Here is a 21,780-nt window from a genome sequence, read left to right on the forward strand (position 1 = left end):
CTTAGGTAGAGATTTCGGGCCGCGCGGCCTGGGGTATGTCGCGCGATTCCAGGCGGTAAAGCCAGGCGAGCAATTCTGCCACCGCGACATAGAGTTGGGGAGGAATATGCGCGTCCAGGTCGACCTGCATGAGCAAGCCCACCAGTTCGCGCGATTCGTGCACGTACAGTCCGTTTTCCTCGGCCGCGCGGACAATCGTGTCCGCCAGCTGGCCGTAGCCCTTGGCCACCACGCGGGGCGCGCCGTCGCTTTCGTCGTACGAGATGGCGACCGCCGCGTTGCGGTTGGCGTTCGGGCCGGCGTCCGCGGGGGAGGAAGGGGTGTTCATCAGAAATCGGTCGGGATGACGGGGCGGGGTTCAACCACGCTTACCGTCAGATTGCTCAGGGTCAGGCCGGCAGCCAGAAGGCGCGAGCGTAGCATGTCCGAGGAGTCGTTGATCTCGGAGGCGCTGTGCGGCGCGATGAGCTGCAGCACGATCTGGTCGCCCGCAAGGTTCAGGCGCGCGTCCACCAGGCCCAGGCGCGGCAGGTCCAGCTTCACGCGCGTGGCCCAGGTGGGAACCGCCGATTCGCGGTCGGCGCCGTAGGGGTCGCGTTCGACTTCCCATTCCATCTGCGTGCCGGGCCAGGCTTCGCCTTGCCAGTTCACCGTCTGATTGGCCAGCACGTCCAGCTGCTGGCGCACCAGCACCGTCAGATCCTGATGGATGCCGCTGATCGGCGCGCCGGGCGTGGACGATGCCGCCGAGCCGCCCGAGGACGCCGGCGCTTCTGCGCCGCCGGCAGACCGGCTGGCGCTGGCCGCTTCGGTGCGGCCGCGCGCCTGGACGTTGGCGTGCGAGGCCGTGTCGCGAGACAGGCGCGCTTGCGGCTCGTTCTCCAGCGTGGACGGATTCTTGCGGCCGAAGACCATGTCGGTCAGATGCGATTCGTAGAACAGGCCGCTGGTCTGCAACGCATTGCGCAAGGCCTGGCCGAGGGCGCGGGCAGACGGGCCGCCGGCGGCAAGCGAGGCGTGCGAGACGGCGTCGGCGCCTTTCGCGCCACCGGCTTGTCCTGCCGGATGCGTGGCCGGCTTGGCGCTGGCGGCGTCGGCGGCCGCAGAAAGCGGGGCGCCCGGGGTAGCGCCCGGAGTGGCGGCAGACGTGGCTGCAGACGTGGCGGCAGCGGGCAGCGGAGTTGCCGGTGCGGCGGCGGGCTGGCCGGGCTGGCCAGCCTGCGCGGGTTGGCCGGGTTGGGCCGGGCCGGCCTGGCTGCCTGGGGCGGCGCCGCCGGGTTGCTGTCCGCCCTGCGCGTCGGCGCTCCACAAAGGCGCTCGGCCTTGCACGGCCGGCGCGGCTTCGGGGTATTGGGCAAGCAGGGCCAGGATGGTGCGGGCCGTCGTGCCCAGCGTGGTCGGGGCCGAGGCGGTCGTGTCGCTGCTGGTGACCAGGCCGCGCGCGGCCAGTGCCAGCGCGGCGGCGGTTTTGGGGTCGACAACAGTATTCTGGCGGTCGCCTCGGGCGCCGCCAGTCTGTATGCCTTGCCGGGTATCGCGCGCCGAGCCGTCCGAAGGCCCGGCTTTCTCCGGGCTGCCGGGCTGGCTGACCGCGTCGGGCCGCGCGCCCGAAATCTGGTTGGCGTTCGCGGCGGACATCGTCGTGCCAAGCACGGCGTCCAACCGCTGCACCAGGACGTTGCCGAGCGCGGCGGGACCGATGCTCATTCGTCAGGCGCCTGGTTGCCGTAGGCGGACAGCAGGGTCTGCTGGCGCTTCATGCGTCCCAGCAGTTCGCCCAGCCGCGCCAACTGGGGCAGCGCCAGGTCACGCGTCATGGCATCGTTTTCAAGAATGCGCACGAGCAAGTCGTACTTCATGCTGCGCCCGGCTTCGTCCAGCGGATTGACGGGTTCGGCATGGCGCAGGCGCTCGACCTGCTCGCAATAGAGCTGGCCGTGCAGGAGTGCGGTGTCCCAGTCGCCGGCCTGGGCGGCCGTCAACATCTCGCTCGTTGAGAGCGCGATCTCCTGGTACTGTTCCAGGATGGTGGAAGACTGGGTGAGCGACGTCATAGAAATCTCGGGCGATCGATGGCTGGCAATAGCGGTTATGGGGGCCATCAAGGCGTTGCGCCCGGGGCAGGCCGATCGATGGAAGTCTGCCAGGCGTCGGCCAGGTCCGCCAGCAGGCGGTCCGCAATGTCCAACTGCTCGACGTCGGCTTTCAGGTTTGCCATGAGCAGGGTGCGGACGATGTAGTCGTAAAGCCGGCTCAGGTTGGCGGCGATGTCGCCGCCGGCTTCCATGTTCAGGCCCATCTTCAGGCCTTCGTCGACGATCTTGATGGCCTTGGTGATAGCAGCGCCGCGCTCGGCAACCCGCCCTTCCTGCAGATGCAGGCGAGCCTGTCCGATTGCCGCGCGCGCACCCTGGTAAAGCAGGGTGATCAGCCTTTCCGGTGTGGCGCTCATCACTTGGGTCTCCAGGCCGATATCGGCGTAGGAGCGGACAGAGTATGAGCCTGTGGGGCGGCGCGCGGCGTACGTCATTTAATGCATCTTCTCGGTTATCACTTCGTCGACTTGTTCATGGCCGCGAACTGCTGCGTCAGGTAGTTGGCCGTGACCGACTGCTGCGCAACGAATTTGTCCAACTGGACGAACTGCGCGCGCATCAGCTCCAGCGAAGCTTCGCCAGCGGCCTTGGCACGCGTGTACTGATCCTTCACGTTGGCGATCGACTTGGCCAGACCGTCGGTCTTGGTCTTGATCGAGCCGGTGTCGCTCAGGATGTCCTTGGTCGCCTTTTCAAAATTGGCGGCCAGGCCGTTTTCGCCCGTCAGCATGCGCGAGACGTCCGCGCCGTTCGTGGACAGCGCCTTGTCCAGCTTGGTCTGGTCCAGCGTCAGCTGGCGCGTCTGCGGGTTGGTCGTGATGCCCAGATCGGCCAGCGAACGCAGCGTGCCTTCGCCCGTCACGAACTGCAGGGCGCTGGCGAGCGACGACTGGATGGCGCGCGTCGTGCCGTCGCCGGTCAGCGGCTGGTTGGTGGCGGCGGCGGCGTCGAAAGCCGTCAGGTTCTTGATCGTCGTCTGCAGCGTGTTGTAGGCGGTCACGAAGCTCTGGATCGCCTTGCTGGCCACCGAGGGATCGCTTTCCAGCTTCAGCGTGATGGGCTTGCCGGCTTCGGTCTTGGACGACAGGTTGAGCGTGACGCCGTCGATGGCGGTCGAAATGTTGTTCGTGCCGCTCTTGACGGTGATGCCGTTGATGTCGATTTCAGCGTCGACAGCGGCGGTGGCCGTCATCTTCGCGCTGGTGTCGGCAGCGTCGGTGTTGTAGTTCAGGACGTCCTTGAGCGACTGGTCGCCCGTCACCGTGATGGACTTGACCGACGCCTGCACGCCCGTGCTCTTGGCGGTCATCATCAGGTAGCTCTTGCCGTCGCCGTCGGTGATGACGGTGGCGCGCACGCCCAGCGAGTCGTCGGCGTTGACCGCCTTGACGATGCCGTTCAGCGAGGTGTCGTCCTTCAGGTCGACGGTCTTCTTGGTGCCGTCGGCCAGTTCGATTTCAAAGGAACCGGTGGCGCCATTGGACGCCTTGCGGTCGGCGACCGCGCCCGATTGCAGGGTCTGGGAGGTGGCAACGTTCTTCACGTTGATCGTGTACTGGCCGGCCACGGCGCCTTCGGCGGCCACGGTCGCGGTCAGGGCGTCGCCGCCGGTCACGCTGCCTTTCACGGCGCCCAGCGTCTCGGGCTTGCCCAGCGCGGCGGCAGCCTTCTGCACGGCTTCCACGGCGCTCTTGAGCTGGCCGTATGCCGTAACGCGGGTTTCGAAGCTGGTCTGCCGTACGGTGTACTGCTGCAGCTTCTTTTCCTCGGCAGCTTCCAGCTTCGAGAGGATGTCCTCCAGGGGCAAGCCTGAATTCGAACCGAGGTTGGTGATGGTGGCCATGTGAAGTTCCTTCCTAGCGATGCAATTCTGACAAAAATGTGGTCCCGGCTATCGGCCGGGTAAAGGCATAAGGCGGGCCTATTTCGACGGTTCTCGTGCCGGGCCCCGCTTCAATCTTTGGCGAACGGCGTTTTAAGTGCCGGATCAGGCCGAGGTCTTGATACCGTTTCCCTGCATGTTCACGATCATTTTGGCGATCTTGAGCACCGCTTCGCTGGGGATGGTGCGCAGGACGTCACCCGACTCGGCGTCGATCACGGACACAACCACCTGGTGCACATTCGGGTCGATCTCGAACTGAAGCTGGGTCGACCAGGCCTTCATCTGTTCGTTGATCTCGTCCAGCGCCTTATCGAGCGGCATCTTCTGCGCATTGGCCTGATCCGACGTGGCGTTGCCGGAGCCGCTGCTGTTGCTGCTGGCGGGTGCAGGCGTGGCGGTGGCGGAAGGGTCGGGCGTGGCGATAACGGTCGAAACCGGTAACGACGCGAACGCTGCGGGGGCTAACGGGGTTACGGCCATGATCACTCCAACGGCGAGGGGGGCGTCTCGGAGAACGCGCTGTTTTCAGGAAATTCTCAGTTACCATAACGGCACCCTCGGGGCGAACTTTAGCCCCGCGCAACTGGATGGTTCACGTGCTAAGAGTCTGGATCGGGCAATGAGTGTCAAGACGGCGTTGCGAGTTATCGAAATCATCGAAACCTACGCCCGCGAGAAACGCGCGCTGCCCCTGTCGGAACTGGCTCGCCTGCTGGATGTGCCGGTCTCCAGCTGCCTGGCGCTGATCCGCACGCTCACCAGCCTGGGTTACCTGTATGAAACCGGACGGCGCCAGGGCTATTACCCCACTGGCCGGTTGCTCGCCATGGCCCAGCGCATCGCGCGGGCCGATCCCGTCCTGGACCGGGTGTATCCCAGCCTTGTCGAACTGCGCGACGCCACGCGCGAAACGGTGGTCTTCGCCAAGCTGTCGGCCGACGGCCGTGTCGTGTACCTGGATGTGCTTGACTCCCCCCATACGATCCGATACGCGCCGGTTGCCGGCGAGTTCAAGGACGTTCACGCCAATTCGCTGGGTAAGGCGCTGCTTTCGCTGCTGGACGACACGGCGCGCGATGCGCTGCTGGCGGGCATCCCCATGACGCGCTACAACGAGCGCACCCTGGTAACCCGCGAGGCGTTGCTCGCGGATTTGGACGCCTCGCGGCAGCGGGGTTGGTTCATGAATAGCGGCGAGTCGATCGCCGACGTGGGCGCGATCGCCTGGCCGGTCACGCTGTCCGGCGAACACTACGCCATTTCGGTGGGCGGCCCGATCTACCGGATCGAGCCGGAGCAGGAATCGTATGCCCGGATCCTGCGGGCGGCCTGCACGGGGCTGGAGCAGCAGGCCTGAATCGCGCCGCCTGCCGCCGTGGTCCGCCTAGTACGACTTGGGCAGGCCGAGCACCTTTTCCGCAATGAAGCACATGATGAGCTGCGGGCTGACCGGCGCAATGCGGGGGATGAAGCTTTCGCGCAGCAGCCGCTCCACGTGGTACTCCTTGGCGTAGCCCATGCCGCCCAGCGTCATCACCGCCGTCTGGCAGGCGTTGTAGCCCGCTTCGGCCGCCAGGTACTTGGCCGAGTTGGCGGCCGGGCCGCAGGGCTTGCCTGCGTCGTACAGGCTGGCCGCCTTGAACACCATCAGGTCCGCGGCTTCCAGCTGCATCCACGCCTGGGCAAGCGGGTGCTGGATGCCCTGGTTCTTGCCGATGGGGCGGCCGAACACGGTGCGTTCGCCGGCGTACTTGACCGCCCGGTCCAGCGCCGCGCGGCCAATTCCCACCGCTTCGGCGGCGATCAGGATGCGCTCCGGATTCAAGCCGTGCAGGATGTATTCAAAGCCGCGGCCTTCCTCGCCGATACGATCGGCCACCGGAATCCGCAGGCCATCGATGAACAGCATGTTCGAATCGACCGCCTTGCGGCCCATCTTCTCGATCTCCCGCACTTCGATCTTTTCGCGGTCCAGATCGGTGTAGAAGAGCGACAGCCCCTGCGTGGGCTTGTCCACCTCGGATAGTGGCGTTGTGCGCGCCAACAGCAGCATCTTGCTGGCCACCTGGGCCGTCGAAATCCAGATCTTGCGGCCATGGACGATGTATTCGTCGCCCTGGCGCACGGCGCGGGTGCTCAGTTTGGTCGTGTCCAGCCCCGCGTCGGGCTCGGTGACCGCAAAACAGGCCTTTTCCCGGCCGGCGATCAGCGGTTCGAGCCACCGCCCGCGCTGTTCATCGCTGCCGAACACCACGACCGGATTCAGCCCGAAGATGTTCATGTGGACGGCCGAGGCGCCGGTAAAGCCCGCACCCGACGCGGCGATGGTCTGCATCATCAGCGCCGCTTCCGTCATGCCCAGGCCCGCGCCGCCGTACTCCTGCGGCATCGCGATGCCCAGCCAGCCGTCGCGCGCCAGGTCCGCGTGCAGGGGTTCCGGAAACCCGCCCTCGCGGTCTCGTTCCAGCCAGTATTCGTCGGGGTAGCGGTCACAGATGCGCGAAACCGCGTCGCGCAGGGCGAGCTGGTCGGGGGTGAATTCAAAGTCCATCGTTGTTTCCGTCCTGGGTAATGCCACGGGCAAGCATGGCGTCGATCTGTTCCTGGCCGTAGCCCGCCTCGGCCAGCACCTCGCGGCTGTGCTGCCCGAGGCGCGGGGCGGGGCGCCGTATCGAAGTCGGCGTGCCTTCGTAGCGGCCCAGCGTTCCCGTGGTGCGAATGCGGCCTTCCGACGGGTGGTCCATTTCCTGGATGAAGCCGGTGGCGGTCAGGTGCTCGTCCTGCAGCAGGCCGTCGATGGTGTAGAGCTGCGAGGCGGGAATGTCGGCGCGCGCCAGTTCCGTCAGCCAGTCCTGGCTCGGGCGGGTGGCGATCACCTCGGCCACGAAGGCGTAGACCTCGCTGATGTGCGCCGCGCGGGCGCCGTGCGTGCAAAAGCGCGGATCCTGCGACAGCTCGGGACGCCCGATCAACGCGAAGAAGTTGCGCCAGTGCTTGTCGTTGTAGATCAGCAGGCAGATGTATCCGTCCGCGGTGGCGTACGGCCGGCGATGCGGCGCCAAGAGGCGCGCGTAGCCCGTGGGGCCCATCGGCGGGTCAAACGTCGCGCCGCCCAGATGGTCTCCCAGCACCAGGTGCGCCATGCCCTCGAACATCGGGATCTCCACCTGCTGGCCGCGGCCGAGCGTGCGGGCGCCCAGCACCGCGGACACCAGCGCGATGCCGACGTGCAGGCCGACCGCCCGGTCAGCCAGCGTCAGCGGCGCATAGCGCGGCAAATCGCCGCTCTGCTGCGCGGACAGCGCGGCAATGCCGGTCTGCCCCTGGATCAGGTCGTCGTAGGCGGGGCGGCCGGCATAGGGGCCGGCCTCGCCGAATCCATAAGCGCCGACATAGACAATTCGCGGGTTGCGCGCGGCCACCGCTTCGTACGACAGCCCCAGCCGCGCCATTGCCTGCGGGCGGATGTTGTAGAGCAGGGCGTCGCAGCCCTCCGCCAGTTTCAGGCAGGCCTCCCGGCCCTCGGGGGTTTTCAGGTCCAGGACGATCGACCGCTTGTTGCGGTTCAGGTGCAGGTAGAGGTGCCCCATGCCCGGGTTGCGCATGGGGCCGACGGCCCGCATGTTGTCCCCCGCCGGAGACTCCACCTTGATGACGTCCGCGCCCAGGTCCGCCAGGACCTGGGTCGCGTACGGCCCCATCACCACCGAGCTCAGGTCCAGAATGCGCACGCCGGTGAGCGGCCCGGCGGCCGGCGTGTCGGGCAGGGGCTGGTCGATCATTGCTGCTCGATCCCCGCGTCGCGGATCAGCTTGCCCCACAGGTCGCGCTGTTCACCGACGAACTGGGCGAAGGCCTCGGGGGTGCTGGAGAACGCATCAAATCCCAGTCCCGCCAAGCGTTTTTTCGTGTCGGGATCCGCGGCGATCTTGTTGATGGCCGCATTCAGCTTGGCCACGATCTCGGGCGGCATCCCGCCCGGGCCGAAGTAGCCATTCCAGGAATTCAGGTCGAAGTCGGGCACACCCGCTTCGGCCATGGAAGGCAGGTCGGGCACGATGGCGCTACGCTCGGCCGTGGACACGGCCAGGGCGCGCAATTGCCCCGACTGCACGAACGGCAGGCCCGAGGCCAGATCGGTAAACATGAAGTCCACCTGGCCGCCCACCACGTCCGTCAGGCTCTGCGGCGTGCCTTTGTAGGGCACGTGCAGGATATCGATCTTGGCGCGGTTGGCCAGTGTTGCGCCGGCGACGATGCCCGTGCTGTTGCCGCTGGCATAGGTGATGCGGCCGGGATTCTTCTTGGCGTCGGCCACCAGGTCAGCCACCGTCTTCCAGGGGCGCTTCGGGTTCACGACCAGGATGAAGGGCAGGTTGCCGCCCCGCGCGATGGGGGTGAAATCCTTCACCGGGTCGTATGGCACGTTCTTCATCAGCCACGGCGCGGCCGAATGGGACGTGTTGGTGGTGACGAAGAGCGTGTAGCCGTCCGGCTTGGCGCGCGCCACGTAGTTGGCCGCGATCGTCGCGTTGGCGCCGGGCTTGTTCTCGACCACGACCTGCTGGCCAAGAATGGTCGACAGTTCGGCCCCGAAGATGCGGCCCACGGCGTCCGTGCCGGATCCGGCGGGAAAGGGCACCACGAGGGTGATGGGCTTGGTGGGGTAATCGGCGGCGTGCGCGGGGCCAGCGGCCATCAAGGCGGCGCCGCTCACAAGCGCGGCGCCCAGCAGGCGTAGGGATTGCATGGGTGTGTCTCCTGTTTTTATGGAATGCGGCGCGGCTCTGCGGCCGCTGCCTGGGTCAAGCCGCGTCAAGCGGCCGAGGGTGACGCCGGAAAATCGCGTATCACGCGGTCGGGGGATTCTTCGTACGGGGGCGTGTAGATGACCAGCAGCCGGGCCGGCTCGTCGCTCGTCACCGTGAAGACGTGGGGGATGTCGGGCGGGAAGTAACAGCAGTCGCCCGGGCCCATGTCCGCCCATTCGTCCTGCACCTGGGCGCGAGCGGTGCCCGATATCAGGTAGCAGACCTGTTCAATGCCGGGATGCGCATGCGGCAGCGCGCCCTTGCCCTTGTCGATCACGCCCAGCAGGACTTCCACCCCGCGGGCGCCCACGGTCTCCGGGCTGATCAGCCGGCGGTTGAGGGTGCCGGTGTGGTTGGCCGGGTGGTAACCGGGGACGTCGGCTTCACGCACCAGCCAGCTCGGGGTATCACGCTGCGTCATGTCTCTTCCTTATATTTTTCATACATGAATTTATTTTTACGTATGAGAAAAACATGGGCAAGCACTTTTTGTTCCGGGATACCGGGCCGCGCCCTAGGGGATTAGGGAAAACACCGGGCGCGGACTGCTAAAATCGCAGGCTGATTTCCTTTCGCGAACCCGCCTCATGTCTTCTGTCCGCACGCCTGACGCCGCCGCCAACCTGTCTGATTGGCTGCAGTACCTGGAGTCCATCCACGCCGCGGCGATCGACATGGGTCTGGACCGGGTGCGCCAGGTCGCGGACCGCATGGCGCTGTCGCTGCCCGGCGTGAAGTTCGTCGTCGGCGGCACCAACGGCAAGGGTTCCACCTGTGCCATGCTCGAGGCCATCCTGCTTGCGGCGGGCTACAAGGTGGGCCTGTACACCTCGCCGCACCTCATCGACTTCAACGAGCGCGCCCGCGTCAACGGGCAGATCGCGTCCGACCAGGACCTCATCGCCCAGTTCCAGGCCGTCGAAGCCGCGCGCGGCGACGTCTCGCTGACTTACTTTGAATTCACCACGCTGGCCATTCTGCGCCTGTTCTCGCAGTCGCGGCTCGACGCCGTCGTCCTCGAAGTCGGCCTGGGCGGACGCCTGGATGCCGTGAACATCGTCGACGCCGACTGCGCCGTCGTCACCAGCGTCGACCTCGATCACACCGACTGGCTGGGCGACACGCGCGAAAAGATCGGTTTCGAAAAAGCCCATATCTACCGCAGCGGCCGGCCGGCCATCTGCAGCGACCCGGTGCCCCCGCAGTCGCTGCTGGATTACGTCCAGGAGATCGGCGCGGACCTGTGGCTTTTCGGACGCGACTACAACTATTCGGGCGACCGCCAGCAGTGGGCCTACGGCGGGCGCGAACAGCGCCGCAGCGCGATGGCTTATCCGGCGCTGCGCGGCGCCAACCAATTGCTCAACGCCTCGGCGGCGCTGGCCGCGCTGGAATCCGTGCGCGACCGGTTGCCCGTCCAGCAGCAGGCCGTGCGCCTGGGGCTGCTGCAAGCTTCGCTGCCGGGCCGCTTCCAGATCCTGCCGGGCCAGCCCACCGTTATCCTGGACGTCGCGCACAACCCGCACGCCGCCGCCGTGCTGGCGCAGAACCTGGACAACATGGGCTTTCATCCGTACACCCACGCGGTGTTCGGCATGCTGAACGACAAGGACCTCGCCGGCGTGGTGGCCAAGCTCGGATCCCGCGTCGACTACTGGTATTGCGCGGGCCTGCCCGGACCGCGCGGCACCCCGGGCCAGGCGCTCGCGGACCAGGTCGGCGCGGCGCTCCCGCCGCTGCCCGCCGGTAGCGAAAGCCCCGGCATCCAGGCCTACGCCGATCCTGCCCAGGCCTTTGCGGCAGCGCGCGAACGGGCAGGGGAGAATGATAGAATCGTCGTATTTGGATCGTTTCTCACCGTAGCCTCCGTTTTGCAGGCTCTGGGTCGCAAGGCATAGGCAAATCGGGCCATTCGCGTCATGGCGGCCGTGCCGCCGCAATGCCGCAAGGCGCCGCAAGGAATTCTCTTCCATGGGTTTTTTCAAACGCAAAGATCCTGCCGAGCAGGCGCAGGCCTCCAAACGGGCTGCCGTGCCCAGCGAGGTCCAGGCGGCCGAGTTGCGCGGCCGCGCGCGGCGCAGGCTTGCAGGCGCAGTGGCGCTGGTGCTGGCCGCAGTCATCATCCTGCCCATGGTGCTGGACTCTCAGCCCGCCCCGGTCGACGACAACATCCCCATCAAGGTGCCGGAACGCACGACGCCGTTCCAGCCTCAGGTCTCCGAACCCCAGGTTGCCGCGCCCGCCGACCCCTCGGCGTCCGGGGCCACCGACCCGGCCGCGGTGCCTACGCCTCCCGCCGTGAATTCCGTGCCGCCCGTGGCCGCCGCGTCCGGCACGCCCACCACGCCCCACACCACGCAGCCGGCTACCCCGCCCGCGACGCCTGCCGTCCCGCCGGCCACGCCGCCCAAGCCGGAAACCAAGCCCAAGCCCGAGCCCGCCAAGCCGACCACGCCGGCCAAGCCTGAAACGCGTTCTGACGACGGCGCGCGCGCCCTGGCGCTGCTCGAGGGCCGTAGTGCGCCGGCATCGGCGCCCAAGCCGGAAGCGTCCAAACCCGCCGCCGCGAAGGGCAATTTTGTGCTGCAGATCGCTGCCTACACGACTTCCGAAGACGCCCAGTCGCGCCGCGGCAAATTGCATCAGGCCGGCGTCACCAACGCCTTTGTCGAGCAGGCCACGATCAATGGCAAGCAGCAGTACCGTCTGCGCGTGGGGCCGTTCCCGTCGCGCGAGGCGGCCCAGGCGGCCCAGGCGCGGTTGCGCACGCTGGGCTATGACAATGGTTTCATTGCCGCCCAATAGTGACCGGCTTCGACTTCGTCGTGCTGGCCATCCTGGTGGTATCGGGTGTGCTGGGCCTGGTGCGCGGCCTGCTCAAAGAGGTGCTGTCGCTGGTCGCCTATCTGCTGGCCTTCGTGGCCGCGATATGGTGGGGGCCCACGGTGTACACCTGGCTGGAGCCCTATATTGAAACGACGCTGCTGCGCATGGGAGTCTCCTACGCGGCGGTGTTCATCATCGTGTTGCTCGGCGTGGGGTTGGTCAATATGACGCTTGCCGCCCTGATCCGCAGCACCGGACTCAGCCCCGCCGATCACGGCCTGGGCGGAATGTTCGGGCTGGCCCGTGGTCTATTGATCGTGCTGGCGCTGGTCGCCGCCGCAGGGTATACGCCGCTGCCGCAAGAGCCGTGGTGGCAGGACGCCATGTTTTCGCATTCGGCCATCGAGGCCATCAAACATATCAAGACGTGGCTGCCGCCAACCCTGGCGACGTGGCTGCCGTACTGATTAGCTTCAAATCAACCAGGAAATCTCACCATGTGTGGAATCGTAGGGGTCATCGGGCGCGGGCCGGTCAACCAGCTGCTCTATGACAGCTTGCTGCTGTTGCAGCATCGCGGGCAGGACGCCGCGGGCATTGCGACGTCGCAAGGCAACCAGTTCAATATGTACAAGGCGCACGGCCTGGTGCGCGACGTCTTCCGCACGCGCAACATGCGCGCGCTGCCCGGCACGTCGGGCGTCGGCCAGGTCCGCTATCCCACCGCCGGCTCCAGCGCCAGCGAGGAAGAGGCCCAGCCGTTCTACGTCAATGCCCCGTTCGGCATCATGTTGTCCCACAACGGCAACCTGACCAACTGGCGTGAGCTGCGCGAGTCGCTGTATCGCGTCGACCGCCGCCACATCAACACGAACTCCGATTCCGAAGTCCTCTTGAACGTGCTGGCGCACGAGCTGCAATCGGCCGCCAACGGCGTGTCGCTCGACGAGGACGCCATGTTCCGCGCCGTGTCGGCCCTGCACAAGCGCGTGCGCGGCGCCTATGCCGTCGTGGCCCAGATTTCCGGCTACGGCCTGCTGGCCTTCCGCGATCCCAACGGCATCCGCCCGCTGTGCATCGGCCGCCAGGAAACAGAAGAGGGCGTGGAATGGATGGTTGCCTCGGAATCCGTGGCGCTTGAAGGCAGCGGATTCACGTTCGTGCGCGACGTGGAGCCCGGCGAAGCCGTCTTCATCGACCTGGACGGCCGCATGGTGGCCCGCCAGTGCGCCGACAACCCGCAGCTGGTCCCCTGCATTTTCGAATACGTCTACTTCGCCCGTCCCGATTCGATGATCGACGGCGTGTCGGTGTACGACGCGCGCCTGCGCATGGGTGAGTACCTGGCCGACAAGGTCGCGCGCAACATGCGCCTGGGCGACATCGACGTCGTCATGCCGATTCCCGATTCCTCGCGCCCGGCCGCCATGCAGCTTGCCGCGCGCCTGAACCTGGACTATCGCGAAGGGCTCATCAAGAACCGCTACGTGGGCCGTACGTTCATCATGCCGGGCCAGGCCGTGCGCCGGAAGTCGGTGCGCCAGAAGCTCAATGCCATCGGCATGGAATTCAAGGGCAAGAACGTGCTGCTGGTCGACGACTCCATCGTGCGCGGCACGACCAGCCGCGAGATCGTCGACATGGCCCGCGCCGCCGGCGCCAACAAGGTGTACTTCGCCTCGGCCGCGCCTCCGGTGCGCTTCCCCAACGTGTATGGCATCGACATGCCCACGCAGAGCGAGCTCATCGCCACCGGCCGCACGGACGAGGAAATCGCCCGCGCCATTGGCGCGGACAGCCTGGTCTACCAGGACCTGCACGACATGCAGCAGGCCGTGCGCGACATCAATCCCAAGCTGACGCGCTTCGAGGCCTCGTGCTTCGATGGCCAGTACATCACCGGCGACATCACGCCCGAGTACCTGGCCCGCCTGGGGCAATCGCGCTCCGAGCCCGGCATAGACGAAGACGCGGGCGGCCTGCGCTTCAACATGGGGCACACCTCCGACGACGCCTGATCGCCTCCGGCGTTTCGCGCAGAACAAAATGCCGTCCCTTGGGACGGCATTTTTTTACCCGTTGCAGATGCGATCTAGCCTTTCGCTTCCCACAGCGGCGTGCGCGTGGCCTCCAGGTGCGTCAGGTACAGGCGCAGGTCGAATTCGTACTGGTGGTAGTGCGGCTCCATGCGCAGGCACATGTTGTAGAAGGCTTTGTTATGGTCCTTCTCCTTCAGGTGCGCCAGCTCGTGCACAGTGATCATCTTCAGGAATGGCGCGGGCACGTTCTTGAACAACGTCGCCACGCGGATCTCGTGCTTGGCCTTCAGCTTGCCGCCTTGCACCCGCGAAATGTAGGTGTGCTGGCCCAGCGCGTGCTGAATCACATGGATCTTGCTGTCGAACGCAACCTTGTTGATCTGGTCGCCATTGCGCATGTGGGCATTCTTCAGCTCGGTCACGTACTGGTACAGCGCCTTGTCGGTGCGCACGTCATGCGCGCCTTCCGGATAGCGCGCCAGGAGGGCCGCGCCCAGCTTGTCCTGGTCGAGCAGTTTCTGGGCCTGCGCCAGCAGCGGTTCCGGATAACCGGCAAGGTATTTCATTGTCTGCATGTGCACGCCGGGTTCAGGCGCGGCCGCGCCTGAACGCCACCGGCAGCGCCATGAAGAACAGGATCACAAAAAGCGCCAGGCTCCACAGAGCGTATTCAACGCCCAGCACCGGCACCTTCGCATCCATGCAGGTGGCGTAGATGCCGAACAGCGACGGGATGGCGCTTTCCAGGCCGATGCCGGTCATGAAACGATCGGCAAAGGTCTGGTCGCACGAGAGCATGTTGGCGGCTACGCTGTACTGGTACCAGGCGGCCACGATGCCCGACAGCGACAGCAGGGCGGCCAGAAAGCCGCAGATCCGCGTCAGGGCGCGTCCGCCGCCAAAGCCGCCCACCAGGGCGACGACGCCGATCACCAGGTAGATCAGGCGCTGCAGCACACACCAGGCGCAGGGCGGCATGTCGAAGACGTGCTGGGAAACGAGGGCGATGCCGACGGCGCCAAAGGAGAAGAGGGCGATCAGGCGGAGCAGGCGTTCTGAGCGAGAGGTCATTGTTGCGTTGGAATGGGTTAAACGAGGCCGGCGCGGCGGCCGGCCATGCTTAGGCCTTCGGGACGGGAATTGGTTGCATCACCTGGGTCAGCACGCCCAAAAGGAGTTCCCGGGCGCCCTCCCAGAAGATCTGCACCCCCAGGCACAGCATGATGAAGGCCGACAGCCGCATGAAGACAGCGGTGCCATTGTCGCCCAGGCGGTGCAGCATCTGGGCCGCAAAGCGCAGGCAGACATAAAGCGTGAGCGAAACGACGATGATGCCAGGAATGGAGCCGGCCAGGCGCACCAGGCTCAATGCGTGATTCTGGTCTCGCAGCGAGACCCCGACCGTGATGGCGGCCGCGATGGAGCCGGGACCGCAGCTGATGGGAAACGTCAGCGGATAGAACGCGCGGGCCTTGGCCATTTCGGGGGTGAACGATTCGGCCATGCGGGCGACGCGTTCGGTGTCGGCATCTGGCGAGTTCACCAGCCGCCAGGCGCTGGCGATCACCAGCATGCCCCCGCCCACGCGCACGATCGACAGCGAGATGCCGAAGAAGCTGAGCAGCACGTTGCCCGCCACCATGGCCACGATCAGCATCAGGCACACGTTGGTGGCGACCCGCTTGGCCAGCACCACCCGCGTGGCGGACGAAGCGCCCTCGGTCAGCGATAGGAAGATGGGGGCGATCGCGGGCGGGTTCAGAAACGGCAGCAGGGTGGCCAGCGCGAAGAAAAAGCTGCCACCGAAAACGCGCAGATAGTCATTGAGCTGCATGGGAGCAAGCATCGCCTGGCCGAAAACCCGGATTGTATGCGGTCCGGGCGGGGTCTGGCGATGCGGGCTCAGGCGGCGCGCTGCTGGGCCTCGTCGCCCGAAAGCGCGTCCAGGATGTCGCGTTCGAACTGCATCTGGCTGCGGGGGCGCGCCAGGGCGGATCCGTCCACGATGAACACGTCCTCGACGCGGTCGCCCAGCGTCATGATCTTGGCCATGAGCAGGTTGACCTCGTGGCGGGCGAAGACGCGCGCCAGGGCATGCAGCAGCCCCGGCCGGTCGGTCGCCGTGACGGACAGGCGCCACGATGTGCTGCGCTCGTCCGGCTGCAGTTCGGCCTGTGGCATGACCGGAAACACGCGAGACACCCGCGACTGCCGGCCGCGTCCGTACCATCCGCCGCGCCCGGGCTGGGCCTGCGCGGCTGCCTGCGGGTCCTTCAGCCGCTCGGCCAGTTCGTGTTCGACCAGCGTGGCCTGCGCCCGCAGGTCGCTGGCGCCTTCCGGCAGCAGCACGATGAAGCTGTCCAGCGCCCAGCCATGGCGGGTCGTGTGGATGCGGGCGTCCTGAATGGACAGGGATTTGGCGTCAAAATAGCCGCAGATCGCCACGAACAGGTCGGGGGCATCGCGCGTGTAGACCATGATCTGCAGGCCTTCGCCCTGCTCGGTGGGGCGCGCCTTGACCACGGCCCGCGCGGGCTCGACCTGGTGGTACAGGTGGCGCGTGTGCCAGGCGATATCCGAGGCGTCGTGCCGCAGGAAGTACGCCACGTCCAACTGATTCCAGAAGGCTTCGCGCGCGTCGTCGCGCAGACCGGCCAGGCGGGTCAGCCGCGCCGCTTCTTCCTTGCGTTCGGCCAGCACGGTATGGGCGTCGGCATGGGCGCCGCCCAGCGCGGCCAGCGTCAGCTTGTACAGGTCTTCCAGCAGCTTGCCCTTCCAGGCGTTCCAGACCTTGGGGCTGGTGCCGCGGATGTCGGCCACCGTCAGCAGATACAGCGCGGTCAGATGGCGTTCGTCCTTGACCGTCGCGGCAAACTCCTTCACCACGTCGGGATCGGACAGATCACGCTTTTGCGCCACCGCCGACATCAGCAGATGCTGACGCACCAGGAACTCCACCAGCTTGGCGTCTTCGGGATCCATGCCGTGGTCGGCGGCAAACTTGCGCACCTCGCGCGCGCCCAATTCAGAATGGTCGCCGCCGCGGCCCTTGGCGATGTCGTGAAACAGCGCGGCCACGTACAGCAGCCAGTGACGGTCCAGGCCCGCGATCAGCTGGCTGGCCAGCGGATATTCCTGCGCGTGCTCGGGCATGGTGAAACGGCGCAGGTTGCGCACCACCGCGAGCGTGTGCTGGTCCACCGTATAGGCGTGGAAAAGATCATGCTGCATCTGGCCCACGATGCGGCGGAACACCGGCAGGTAGCGCGGCAGGATGTTCAGCATGGTCATGCGCCGCAATTCGTGGACGATGCCGCGCGGCTGCTGCAGGATCTGCAGGAACAGCTTGCGGTTGACCGGATTGCGGCGGAACTGCGCGTCGATGCGGTGTCGCGAATGCCAGATGGCGCGCAGCGTGCGGGCAGACATGCCCGTCAGCTCGGGGTGCTGCTGCATCACCAAAAAGGCGCGCAGGAGCAGGGTGGGATTGCGCTCGAAGCCGTCGTCCCGAATGATGTCCAGGCGGTCGCGCAGGTTGCGGAAATCGTCGTCGATGTCGCGTGCGTCGCTGTCGGGGCGGGGGAACAGCCGCTCCTCGATGTTCTGCACCAGGATGCCGTTCAGCTGCGTCACCAGCCGTGCCGCCCAGTAGTAGCGCTGCATCAGCAGTTCGCTGCCGCGCCGCGTGGCGGTGGCATGGATGCCGTAGACCTCGGCCAGCGCGGGCTGCAGGTCGAACAGCACCCGGTCTTCGCGCCGGTTGGCAAGCAGGTGCAGTTCGATGCGCAGGCGCTTGAAGGCTTGCTCGGCCTTGCGCAGGTCGCGCGCCTCGGATGAGGTCAGCAGACCCGCCTGCGCCACCGAGCGCCAGTTGTTGCCAAACCCGGCGGCCCGGGCCATCCACAGGATGACCTGCAGATCGCGCAGCCCGCCCGGCGATTCCTTGCAATTGGGTTCCAGCGCGTAGGGCGTGTCGTGGTAGCGCCCGTGGCGCTGCTGCATTTCGACGCGCTTGGCCAGAAAGAAAGCTTGCGGATCGAGCCGCGACTTGGTGGCCGCGTCGAACTTGCGCATCAGCACGCGGCTGCCGGCCAGCCAGCGGGATTCCAGCAGGGCGGTTTCCACCGTGATGTCGGCATCCGCTTCGCGTTCGCAGTCCTCGATGGTGCGCACGCTGTGGCCTGGTTCCAGTCCCAGATCCCACAGCGACGCCACCAGCTTCTCGATCGCGCTTTCCTCGTCGGGCGTCGGCGCGTGCGGCAGCAGTATCAGCAGGTCGACGTCGGAGTGGGGATAGAGCTCGCCCCGGCCGTACCCGCCCACGGCCGCCAGCGTGGCGCCGACCGGCAGCGGGCAATGCTTGACCAGATCCCGCAGGGCGGCATCCACGATGCGCCGCAGCTCGGTCAGCAGGATATCGGGGCGTTCGTGTTCCCGGAACTGGGCCACCGCGGCCCGCCGGGATTCCTGAATGCGTTCGCGCAGCTGGGTAAGGATTTCGGCGGTCATGGGTGGCTACGGTGCTTCAGACGGCGGGGATGACGATGGGTTCGGTGATGAACGCGGGCGGCTGGGGCATGCCGGGCGACAGGGTCAGGACCTCGTAGCCGGTCTCCGTCACGCAGACGGCGTGTTCCCATTGCGCGGACAGGCTGTGGTCGCGCGTGACCACGGTCCAGCCGTCGGCCAGTTGGCGGATCTCGCGGCGCCCGGCGTTGATCATCGGCTCGATCGTAAACAGCATGCCGGTCACCAGCTTTACGCCCGTGCCGGGCTTGCCGTAGTGCAGGACCTGGGGATCTTCGTGAAAGCGCTGTCCGATGCCGTGGCCGCAGAATTCGCGCACCACCGAAAAGCCGTTGGACTCGGCGTGCTTCTGGATCGCATTGCCGATGTCGCCCAGGGTGGCGCCGTTCTTGACCTGCTGGATGCCCTTCCACATGCACTCGAACGTGATGTCGGACAGGCGCCGGGACAAAATGGACTGTTCGCCCACCGCGTACATCCGGCTCGTGTCGCCGAACCAGCCATCCTTGATGATGGTGACGTCGATGTTCAATGAGTCCCCATTTTTCAGCACCTTGTCGCCCGGAATGCCGTGGCACACCTGGTGATTCACGGAGGTACAGATGGCGCCGGGGAAGGGCGGGTAGCCGGGGGGGGCGTAGCCGACCGTGGCGGACTTTACCTTCAGTTCGTCGGTCAGGTACTCCAGGCAGAGGCGGTCGAGTTCGCCTGTGGTCACGCCCGGTTTGACGTGCGGCGTGATGAAGTCGAGAACTTTGGCGGCGTCCTGGCAGGCGGCGCGCATCTTGGCCAGGTCGGCCGGATCAGTGATTGTGCCCATGGAAAGCTTGCGATGTGTCGCTTGAATGTCTGCTTGAAAGAATAGTAGAATTATAGGCTTCCCTAAAAATTTGGGGAGCAATCGGGTTACCGGCAAGAAGGGTCTGCACCGCCAGCGCCATGGCAAGAGCTTCGGCAAAAGCCAACGCTCAGGCAGTCTGACCCCCAGCCAAACCCGGCGGGTGCTGGCCTTTGGGTCCAGGGCACACCCGGCAGGATTTTTCGGTCATGCGCGGTTCTTCTTAAGATCACGCGGCAGGCCCTGAAGTTTCACCGCAAGCGAAGGTTGTGGAGCGAATTCGGGCAAGCCGCAGGGTGTTGGGAAGCAGTCGGGCGTCGATCGGGATCCAGCCGGATGCGTTCGGGACATGAATGCTACCGCCAGCTGGGCGCGGTGTGCTTGCAAGCCCGGAAGTGTTTTCGAGCGGCGATGCAGGTTCGGTATGGGCGCTGGATTAAGTTCTTGGAAATGCGCTGAAAAGCGCACCCTGAAAAGGGCATTCCTGAAAAGGATCCTTAAGAACTGCCACAGCGGCCTGATGCGCGGGCTGGCCTAGCGGCCAGGTTTGCGAAGAACTGGATTTCGCCGCCAACAAAACAATTCCGGGTGCGTCTCGAAGAAACTTCCAGGAGTCTCCTGGAGTGTCGGAAAGACGCAATGCAAGAATCTTGTGGTGGCGGCCGTCTGGGTTTATCGCGGCAGCGTAGTAGAAGTCGTTAAAGGCGAGCCGCTACAGGCAACGCGCCTGGAGCGTCGTAGTTATTGCGGCAGTGATCGGCCGGCCCGGTTAAAATCTTTGTCATCCCGCGTTTTGCGGGAAATCGCGCGCAACACCACCCAGGGTGTCAGCAAGATGCTGATGCAGGTGCGGCGCAAGAAACCAACCCTTGGAGAATTAAATGTCTTTGATGCGCGAAATGCTGGAAGCGGGTGTCCACTTTGGTCACCAGACCCGTTACTGGAACCCCAAGATGGCTCAGTACATCTTCGGTCACCGCAACAAGATTCACATCATCAACCTCGAAAAGACGGTTGATAAGTACCAGGAAGCCACCAAGTTCGTGAAGCAGCTGGCTGCTCGCGGCGGCAACATCCTGTTCGTCGGCACGAAGCGCGCCGCTCGCGAGCTGGTCGCTGCTGAAGCCGCCCGTTGCGGCATGCCCTACGTCGACGCCCGCTGGCTCGGCGGCATGCTGACCAACTTCAAGACGGTCAAGACCTCGGTCAAGCGCCTGAAGGACATGGAAGTCGTGGTCGCCGAAGGCGGCGCCGAGCGCATGATCAAGAAGGAAGGCCTGCTGTTCCAACGCGAACTGGATAAGCTGAACAAGTCGATCGGCGGCATCAAGGACATGAACGGTCTGCCCGATGCCATGTTCGTGATCGACGTCGGCTACCACAAGATCGCCATCGCCGAAGCCAAGACCCTGGGCATCCCCGTGGTCGCCGTGGTTGACACCAACCACTCGCCCGAAGGCATCGACTACGTGATCCCCGGCAACGACGACTCGGCCAAGGCCATCGCGCTGTACGCCAAGGGCATCGCCGACGCCGTCCTGGAAGGCCGCGAGCAAAACCTGAACGGTCTGGTCGAAGAGCTGGGCGAAGGTCAGGAAGAGTTCGTCGAAGTGCAAGACAACCAGGCCTAAGCCTGTTGTCATGTCCGGCGGGTAAGGTCTGGAAGCGGCGCCGAATCTGGTCCGCTTTCGCCCCGCCGGCGCTGCGAAGCTGGGCTCCCATCTTCCAGGCCCGCCACGTGCGGGCGTCTCATCGAATCAAATCACAGCCCCGGCCCGCCGGGGCGTGTCTTAGCAAAATTTGGAGCAAACATGGCTGAAATTACCGCTGCCCTGGTCAAGGAACTGCGCGAAAAGACTGACGCGCCCATGATGGAATGCAAGAAGGCCCTGACGGAAGCCGAAGGCGACCTGGCCCGCGCCGAGGAAATCCTGCGCGTCAAGCTGGGCAACAAGGCCAGCAAGGCCGCCGCCCGCGTCACCGCCGAAGGCCTGATCGGTCTGTTCATCTCCGCCGACGCCAAGAAGGGCGCCGTCATCGAAATCAACTGCGAAACCGACTTCGTCGCCAAGAACGACGACTTCGTCGGCTTCGTGAACAAGCTGGCGGAGCTGGTCGCCACGCAGAACCCGGCCGACGTGGCCGCGCTGTCGGCGCTGCCCTTCGGTGAAGGCACCGTCGAAACCACCCGTACCGCCCTAATCGGCAAGATCGGCGAAAACATCTCGATCCGCCGCTTCGAGCGCATCGAGACCGCCAACTCGCTGGCCAGCTACGTGCACGGCGGCAAGATCGGCGTGCTGGTCGAATACACCGGCGCCGAGGAAGTGGGCAAGGACCTGGCGATGCACATCGCCGCCACCAAGCCCAAGGCCCTGAACGCCGACGGCGTGAACCCCGCCGACATCGCCGCCGAGCGCTCGGTTGCCGAGCAGAAGGCCGCCGAATCCGGCAAGCCGGCCGACATCGTCGCCAAGATGGTCGAAGGCTCGGTCGTGAAGTTCCTGAAGGAAGTGACGCTGCTGTCGCAGCCGTTCGTCAAGAGCGACAAGCACACGGTCGAACAGCACCTGAAGGAAAAGGGCGCGTCGATCAGCAAGTTCGTGCTGTTCGTCGTCGGCGAAGGTATCGAGAAGAAGACCAGCGACTTTGCCGCTGAGGTTGCCGCCGCCGCCGCTGGCGCCGCCTGACCTCTAGGTAGTGCTTAAAGGCCGGCGCTAGATTAAATTCTAGTCCGGCCTTTTTCGCCGCATGGGCC

22 protein-coding genes are annotated in these 21,780 nt (G+C 65.7%); 7 read left to right on the plus strand and 15 right to left on the minus strand.

Translation table 11 applies throughout. The features are described from left to right. Position 1: 1 nt before the first annotated feature. The 6 genes from LN047_RS11330 to LN047_RS11355 form a co-directional block, all read right to left on the minus strand. Positions 2-328 (minus strand): EscU/YscU/HrcU family type III secretion system export apparatus switch protein, encoded by a 327-nt coding sequence (locus LN047_RS11330; protein ID WP_056316694.1) that lies wholly within the window; start codon positions 326-328, stop codon positions 2-4. Beyond that, entirely contained in the window at positions 328-1,707 is a 1,380-nt protein-coding gene (locus LN047_RS11335) for a flagellar hook-length control protein FliK (RefSeq protein WP_373981788.1), read from the minus strand. Before LN047_RS11335 ends, LN047_RS11330 begins: the two co-directional genes overlap by 1 nt. Further along, a complete protein-coding gene (locus LN047_RS11340) occupies positions 1,704-2,054 on the minus strand; it encodes a flagellar protein FliT (protein WP_056316700.1) in 351 nt (116 codons plus the stop codon). The genes LN047_RS11335 and LN047_RS11340 overlap by 4 nt, the downstream gene beginning before the upstream one ends. A gap of 47 nt (positions 2,055-2,101) precedes the next feature. Next, positions 2,102-2,530: a flagellar export chaperone FliS gene (gene fliS, locus LN047_RS11345; protein WP_056316703.1), complete on the minus strand. Its 429-nt coding sequence runs from the start codon at positions 2,528-2,530 to the stop codon at positions 2,102-2,104. 20 nt (positions 2,531-2,550) lie between these two features. Further along, positions 2,551-3,939, minus strand: a complete 1,389-nt coding sequence (gene fliD / locus LN047_RS11350) for a flagellar filament capping protein FliD (RefSeq protein ID WP_280023468.1) — start codon at positions 3,937-3,939, stop codon at positions 2,551-2,553. A 144-nt stretch (positions 3,940-4,083) separates the two neighbouring features. After that, positions 4,084-4,461, minus strand: coding sequence for a flagellar protein FlaG (locus tag LN047_RS11355; RefSeq protein WP_056316709.1), 378 nt, complete (start codon positions 4,459-4,461; stop codon positions 4,084-4,086). A 139-nt stretch (positions 4,462-4,600) separates the two neighbouring features. On the opposite strand from LN047_RS11355, the gene LN047_RS11360 reads away from it, so the two are divergent. Next, positions 4,601-5,338, plus strand: a complete 738-nt coding sequence (locus tag LN047_RS11360) for an IclR family transcriptional regulator (protein WP_142055703.1) — start codon at positions 4,601-4,603, stop codon at positions 5,336-5,338. 27 nt (positions 5,339-5,365) lie between these two features. On the opposite strand, the gene LN047_RS11365 is transcribed toward LN047_RS11360, so the two are convergent. The 4 genes from LN047_RS11365 to LN047_RS11380 all read right to left on the minus strand — a co-directional run bounded on the left by LN047_RS11365 (position 5,366) and on the right by LN047_RS11380 (position 9,213). Continuing rightward, on the minus strand, positions 5,366-6,532 hold the full coding sequence (locus tag LN047_RS11365) for an acyl-CoA dehydrogenase family protein (RefSeq protein ID WP_142055701.1): 1,167 nt from the start codon (positions 6,530-6,532) through the stop codon (positions 5,366-5,368). Further along, positions 6,522-7,763: a CaiB/BaiF CoA transferase family protein gene (locus tag LN047_RS11370; RefSeq protein WP_373981789.1), complete on the minus strand. Its 1,242-nt coding sequence runs from the start codon at positions 7,761-7,763 to the stop codon at positions 6,522-6,524. Before LN047_RS11370 ends, LN047_RS11365 begins: the two co-directional genes overlap by 11 nt. After that, positions 7,760-8,731, minus strand: a complete 972-nt coding sequence (locus LN047_RS11375) for a Bug family tripartite tricarboxylate transporter substrate binding protein (RefSeq protein ID WP_373981790.1) — start codon at positions 8,729-8,731, stop codon at positions 7,760-7,762. The genes LN047_RS11370 and LN047_RS11375 overlap by 4 nt, the downstream gene beginning before the upstream one ends. Positions 8,732-8,796: 65 nt before the next feature. Continuing rightward, positions 8,797-9,213: a cupin domain-containing protein gene (locus LN047_RS11380; RefSeq protein WP_062841386.1), complete on the minus strand. Its 417-nt coding sequence runs from the start codon at positions 9,211-9,213 to the stop codon at positions 8,797-8,799. Between the two features lie 166 nt (positions 9,214-9,379). Between LN047_RS11380 and folC the strand changes: the two genes are divergently transcribed. The 4 genes from folC to purF all read left to right on the plus strand — a co-directional run bounded on the left by folC (position 9,380) and on the right by purF (position 13,636). After that, the gene (gene folC, locus LN047_RS11385; RefSeq protein WP_373981791.1) at positions 9,380-10,690 is read left to right on the plus strand and encodes a bifunctional tetrahydrofolate synthase/dihydrofolate synthase; all 1,311 of its coding nucleotides are present in this window, start codon (positions 9,380-9,382) and stop codon (positions 10,688-10,690) included. A 73-nt stretch (positions 10,691-10,763) separates the two neighbouring features. Then, on the plus strand, positions 10,764-11,597 hold the full coding sequence (locus LN047_RS11390; RefSeq protein ID WP_062841384.1) for an SPOR domain-containing protein: 834 nt from the start codon (positions 10,764-10,766) through the stop codon (positions 11,595-11,597). Then, complete coding sequence (locus LN047_RS11395; protein ID WP_056316730.1) at positions 11,597-12,085, plus strand: CvpA family protein; 489 nt, start codon at positions 11,597-11,599, stop codon at positions 12,083-12,085. The genes LN047_RS11390 and LN047_RS11395 overlap by 1 nt, the downstream gene beginning before the upstream one ends. A gap of 30 nt (positions 12,086-12,115) precedes the next feature. Then, positions 12,116-13,636, plus strand: coding sequence for an amidophosphoribosyltransferase (gene purF, locus LN047_RS11400; RefSeq protein WP_373981792.1), 1,521 nt, complete (start codon positions 12,116-12,118; stop codon positions 13,634-13,636). Positions 13,637-13,710: 74 nt separating this feature from the next. Here purF and LN047_RS11405 read toward each other — a convergent pair whose 3' ends face one another. From LN047_RS11405 to map, 5 genes are all read right to left on the minus strand, one after another. Next, complete coding sequence (locus LN047_RS11405; RefSeq protein ID WP_373981793.1) at positions 13,711-14,232, minus strand: YgjP-like metallopeptidase domain-containing protein; 522 nt, start codon at positions 14,230-14,232, stop codon at positions 13,711-13,713. 13 nt (positions 14,233-14,245) lie between these two features. Next, entirely contained in the window at positions 14,246-14,728 is a 483-nt protein-coding gene (locus tag LN047_RS11410; RefSeq protein ID WP_062841381.1) for a disulfide bond formation protein B, read from the minus strand. Between the two features lie 49 nt (positions 14,729-14,777). Beyond that, the gene (locus tag LN047_RS11415; protein ID WP_056316742.1) at positions 14,778-15,491 is read right to left on the minus strand and encodes a MarC family protein; all 714 of its coding nucleotides are present in this window, start codon (positions 15,489-15,491) and stop codon (positions 14,778-14,780) included. Between the two features lie 68 nt (positions 15,492-15,559). Then, positions 15,560-18,166: a [protein-PII] uridylyltransferase gene (locus LN047_RS11420; protein ID WP_056316745.1), complete on the minus strand. Its 2,607-nt coding sequence runs from the start codon at positions 18,164-18,166 to the stop codon at positions 15,560-15,562. Between the two features lie 16 nt (positions 18,167-18,182). Continuing rightward, complete coding sequence (gene map / locus LN047_RS11425) at positions 18,183-19,004, minus strand: type I methionyl aminopeptidase (protein ID WP_056316747.1); 822 nt, start codon at positions 19,002-19,004, stop codon at positions 18,183-18,185. A gap of 899 nt (positions 19,005-19,903) precedes the next feature. Here map and rpsB point away from each other — a divergent pair. Then, complete coding sequence (rpsB, locus tag LN047_RS11430) at positions 19,904-20,653, plus strand: 30S ribosomal protein S2 (protein WP_056316750.1); 750 nt, start codon at positions 19,904-19,906, stop codon at positions 20,651-20,653. A 180-nt stretch (positions 20,654-20,833) separates the two neighbouring features. After that, positions 20,834-21,712: a translation elongation factor Ts gene (tsf, locus tag LN047_RS11435; protein WP_056316754.1), complete on the plus strand. Its 879-nt coding sequence runs from the start codon at positions 20,834-20,836 to the stop codon at positions 21,710-21,712. Positions 21,713-21,780: the final 68 nt, after the last annotated feature.

This window comes from Achromobacter sp. JD417 (genome assembly GCF_041879325.1).
Taxonomy (GTDB): domain Bacteria; phylum Pseudomonadota; class Gammaproteobacteria; order Burkholderiales; family Burkholderiaceae_B; genus Achromobacter; species Achromobacter mucicolens.

What these genes read in the sequence shown, in the direction of transcription:
- map (WP_056316747.1), bottom strand. Translation starts at nt 19,004, where the DNA reads ATGGGCACAATCACTGATCCGGCCGACCTGGCCAAGATGCGCGCCGCC.
- LN047_RS11355 (WP_056316709.1), bottom strand. Translation starts at nt 4,461, where the DNA reads ATGGCCGTAACCCCGTTAGCCCCCGCAGCGTTCGCGTCGTTACCGGTT.
- purF (WP_373981792.1), top strand. Translation starts at nt 12,116, where the DNA reads ATGTGTGGAATCGTAGGGGTCATCGGGCGCGGGCCGGTCAACCAGCTG.
- rpsB (WP_056316750.1), top strand. Translation starts at nt 19,904, where the DNA reads ATGTCTTTGATGCGCGAAATGCTGGAAGCGGGTGTCCACTTTGGTCAC.
- LN047_RS11405 (WP_373981793.1), bottom strand. Translation starts at nt 14,232, where the DNA reads ATGCAGACAATGAAATACCTTGCCGGTTATCCGGAACCGCTGCTGGCG.
- LN047_RS11340 (WP_056316700.1), bottom strand. Translation starts at nt 2,054, where the DNA reads ATGACGTCGCTCACCCAGTCTTCCACCATCCTGGAACAGTACCAGGAG.
- LN047_RS11375 (WP_373981790.1), bottom strand. Translation starts at nt 8,731, where the DNA reads ATGCAATCCCTACGCCTGCTGGGCGCCGCGCTTGTGAGCGGCGCCGCC.
- LN047_RS11330 (WP_056316694.1), bottom strand. Translation starts at nt 328, where the DNA reads ATGAACACCCCTTCCTCCCCCGCGGACGCCGGCCCGAACGCCAACCGC.
- LN047_RS11380 (WP_062841386.1), bottom strand. Translation starts at nt 9,213, where the DNA reads ATGACGCAGCGTGATACCCCGAGCTGGCTGGTGCGTGAAGCCGACGTC.
- LN047_RS11370 (WP_373981789.1), bottom strand. Translation starts at nt 7,763, where the DNA reads ATGATCGACCAGCCCCTGCCCGACACGCCGGCCGCCGGGCCGCTCACC.
- fliD (WP_280023468.1), bottom strand. Translation starts at nt 3,939, where the DNA reads ATGGCCACCATCACCAACCTCGGTTCGAATTCAGGCTTGCCCCTGGAG.
- LN047_RS11415 (WP_056316742.1), bottom strand. Translation starts at nt 15,491, where the DNA reads ATGCAGCTCAATGACTATCTGCGCGTTTTCGGTGGCAGCTTTTTCTTC.
- tsf (WP_056316754.1), top strand. Translation starts at nt 20,834, where the DNA reads ATGGCTGAAATTACCGCTGCCCTGGTCAAGGAACTGCGCGAAAAGACT.
- LN047_RS11410 (WP_062841381.1), bottom strand. Translation starts at nt 14,728, where the DNA reads ATGACCTCTCGCTCAGAACGCCTGCTCCGCCTGATCGCCCTCTTCTCC.
- LN047_RS11335 (WP_373981788.1), bottom strand. Translation starts at nt 1,707, where the DNA reads ATGAGCATCGGTCCCGCCGCGCTCGGCAACGTCCTGGTGCAGCGGTTG.
- LN047_RS11390 (WP_062841384.1), top strand. Translation starts at nt 10,764, where the DNA reads ATGGGTTTTTTCAAACGCAAAGATCCTGCCGAGCAGGCGCAGGCCTCC.
- LN047_RS11420 (WP_056316745.1), bottom strand. Translation starts at nt 18,166, where the DNA reads ATGACCGCCGAAATCCTTACCCAGCTGCGCGAACGCATTCAGGAATCC.
- LN047_RS11365 (WP_142055701.1), bottom strand. Translation starts at nt 6,532, where the DNA reads ATGGACTTTGAATTCACCCCCGACCAGCTCGCCCTGCGCGACGCGGTT.
- fliS (WP_056316703.1), bottom strand. Translation starts at nt 2,530, where the DNA reads ATGACGTACGCCGCGCGCCGCCCCACAGGCTCATACTCTGTCCGCTCC.
- folC (WP_373981791.1), top strand. Translation starts at nt 9,380, where the DNA reads ATGTCTTCTGTCCGCACGCCTGACGCCGCCGCCAACCTGTCTGATTGG.
- LN047_RS11360 (WP_142055703.1), top strand. Translation starts at nt 4,601, where the DNA reads ATGAGTGTCAAGACGGCGTTGCGAGTTATCGAAATCATCGAAACCTAC.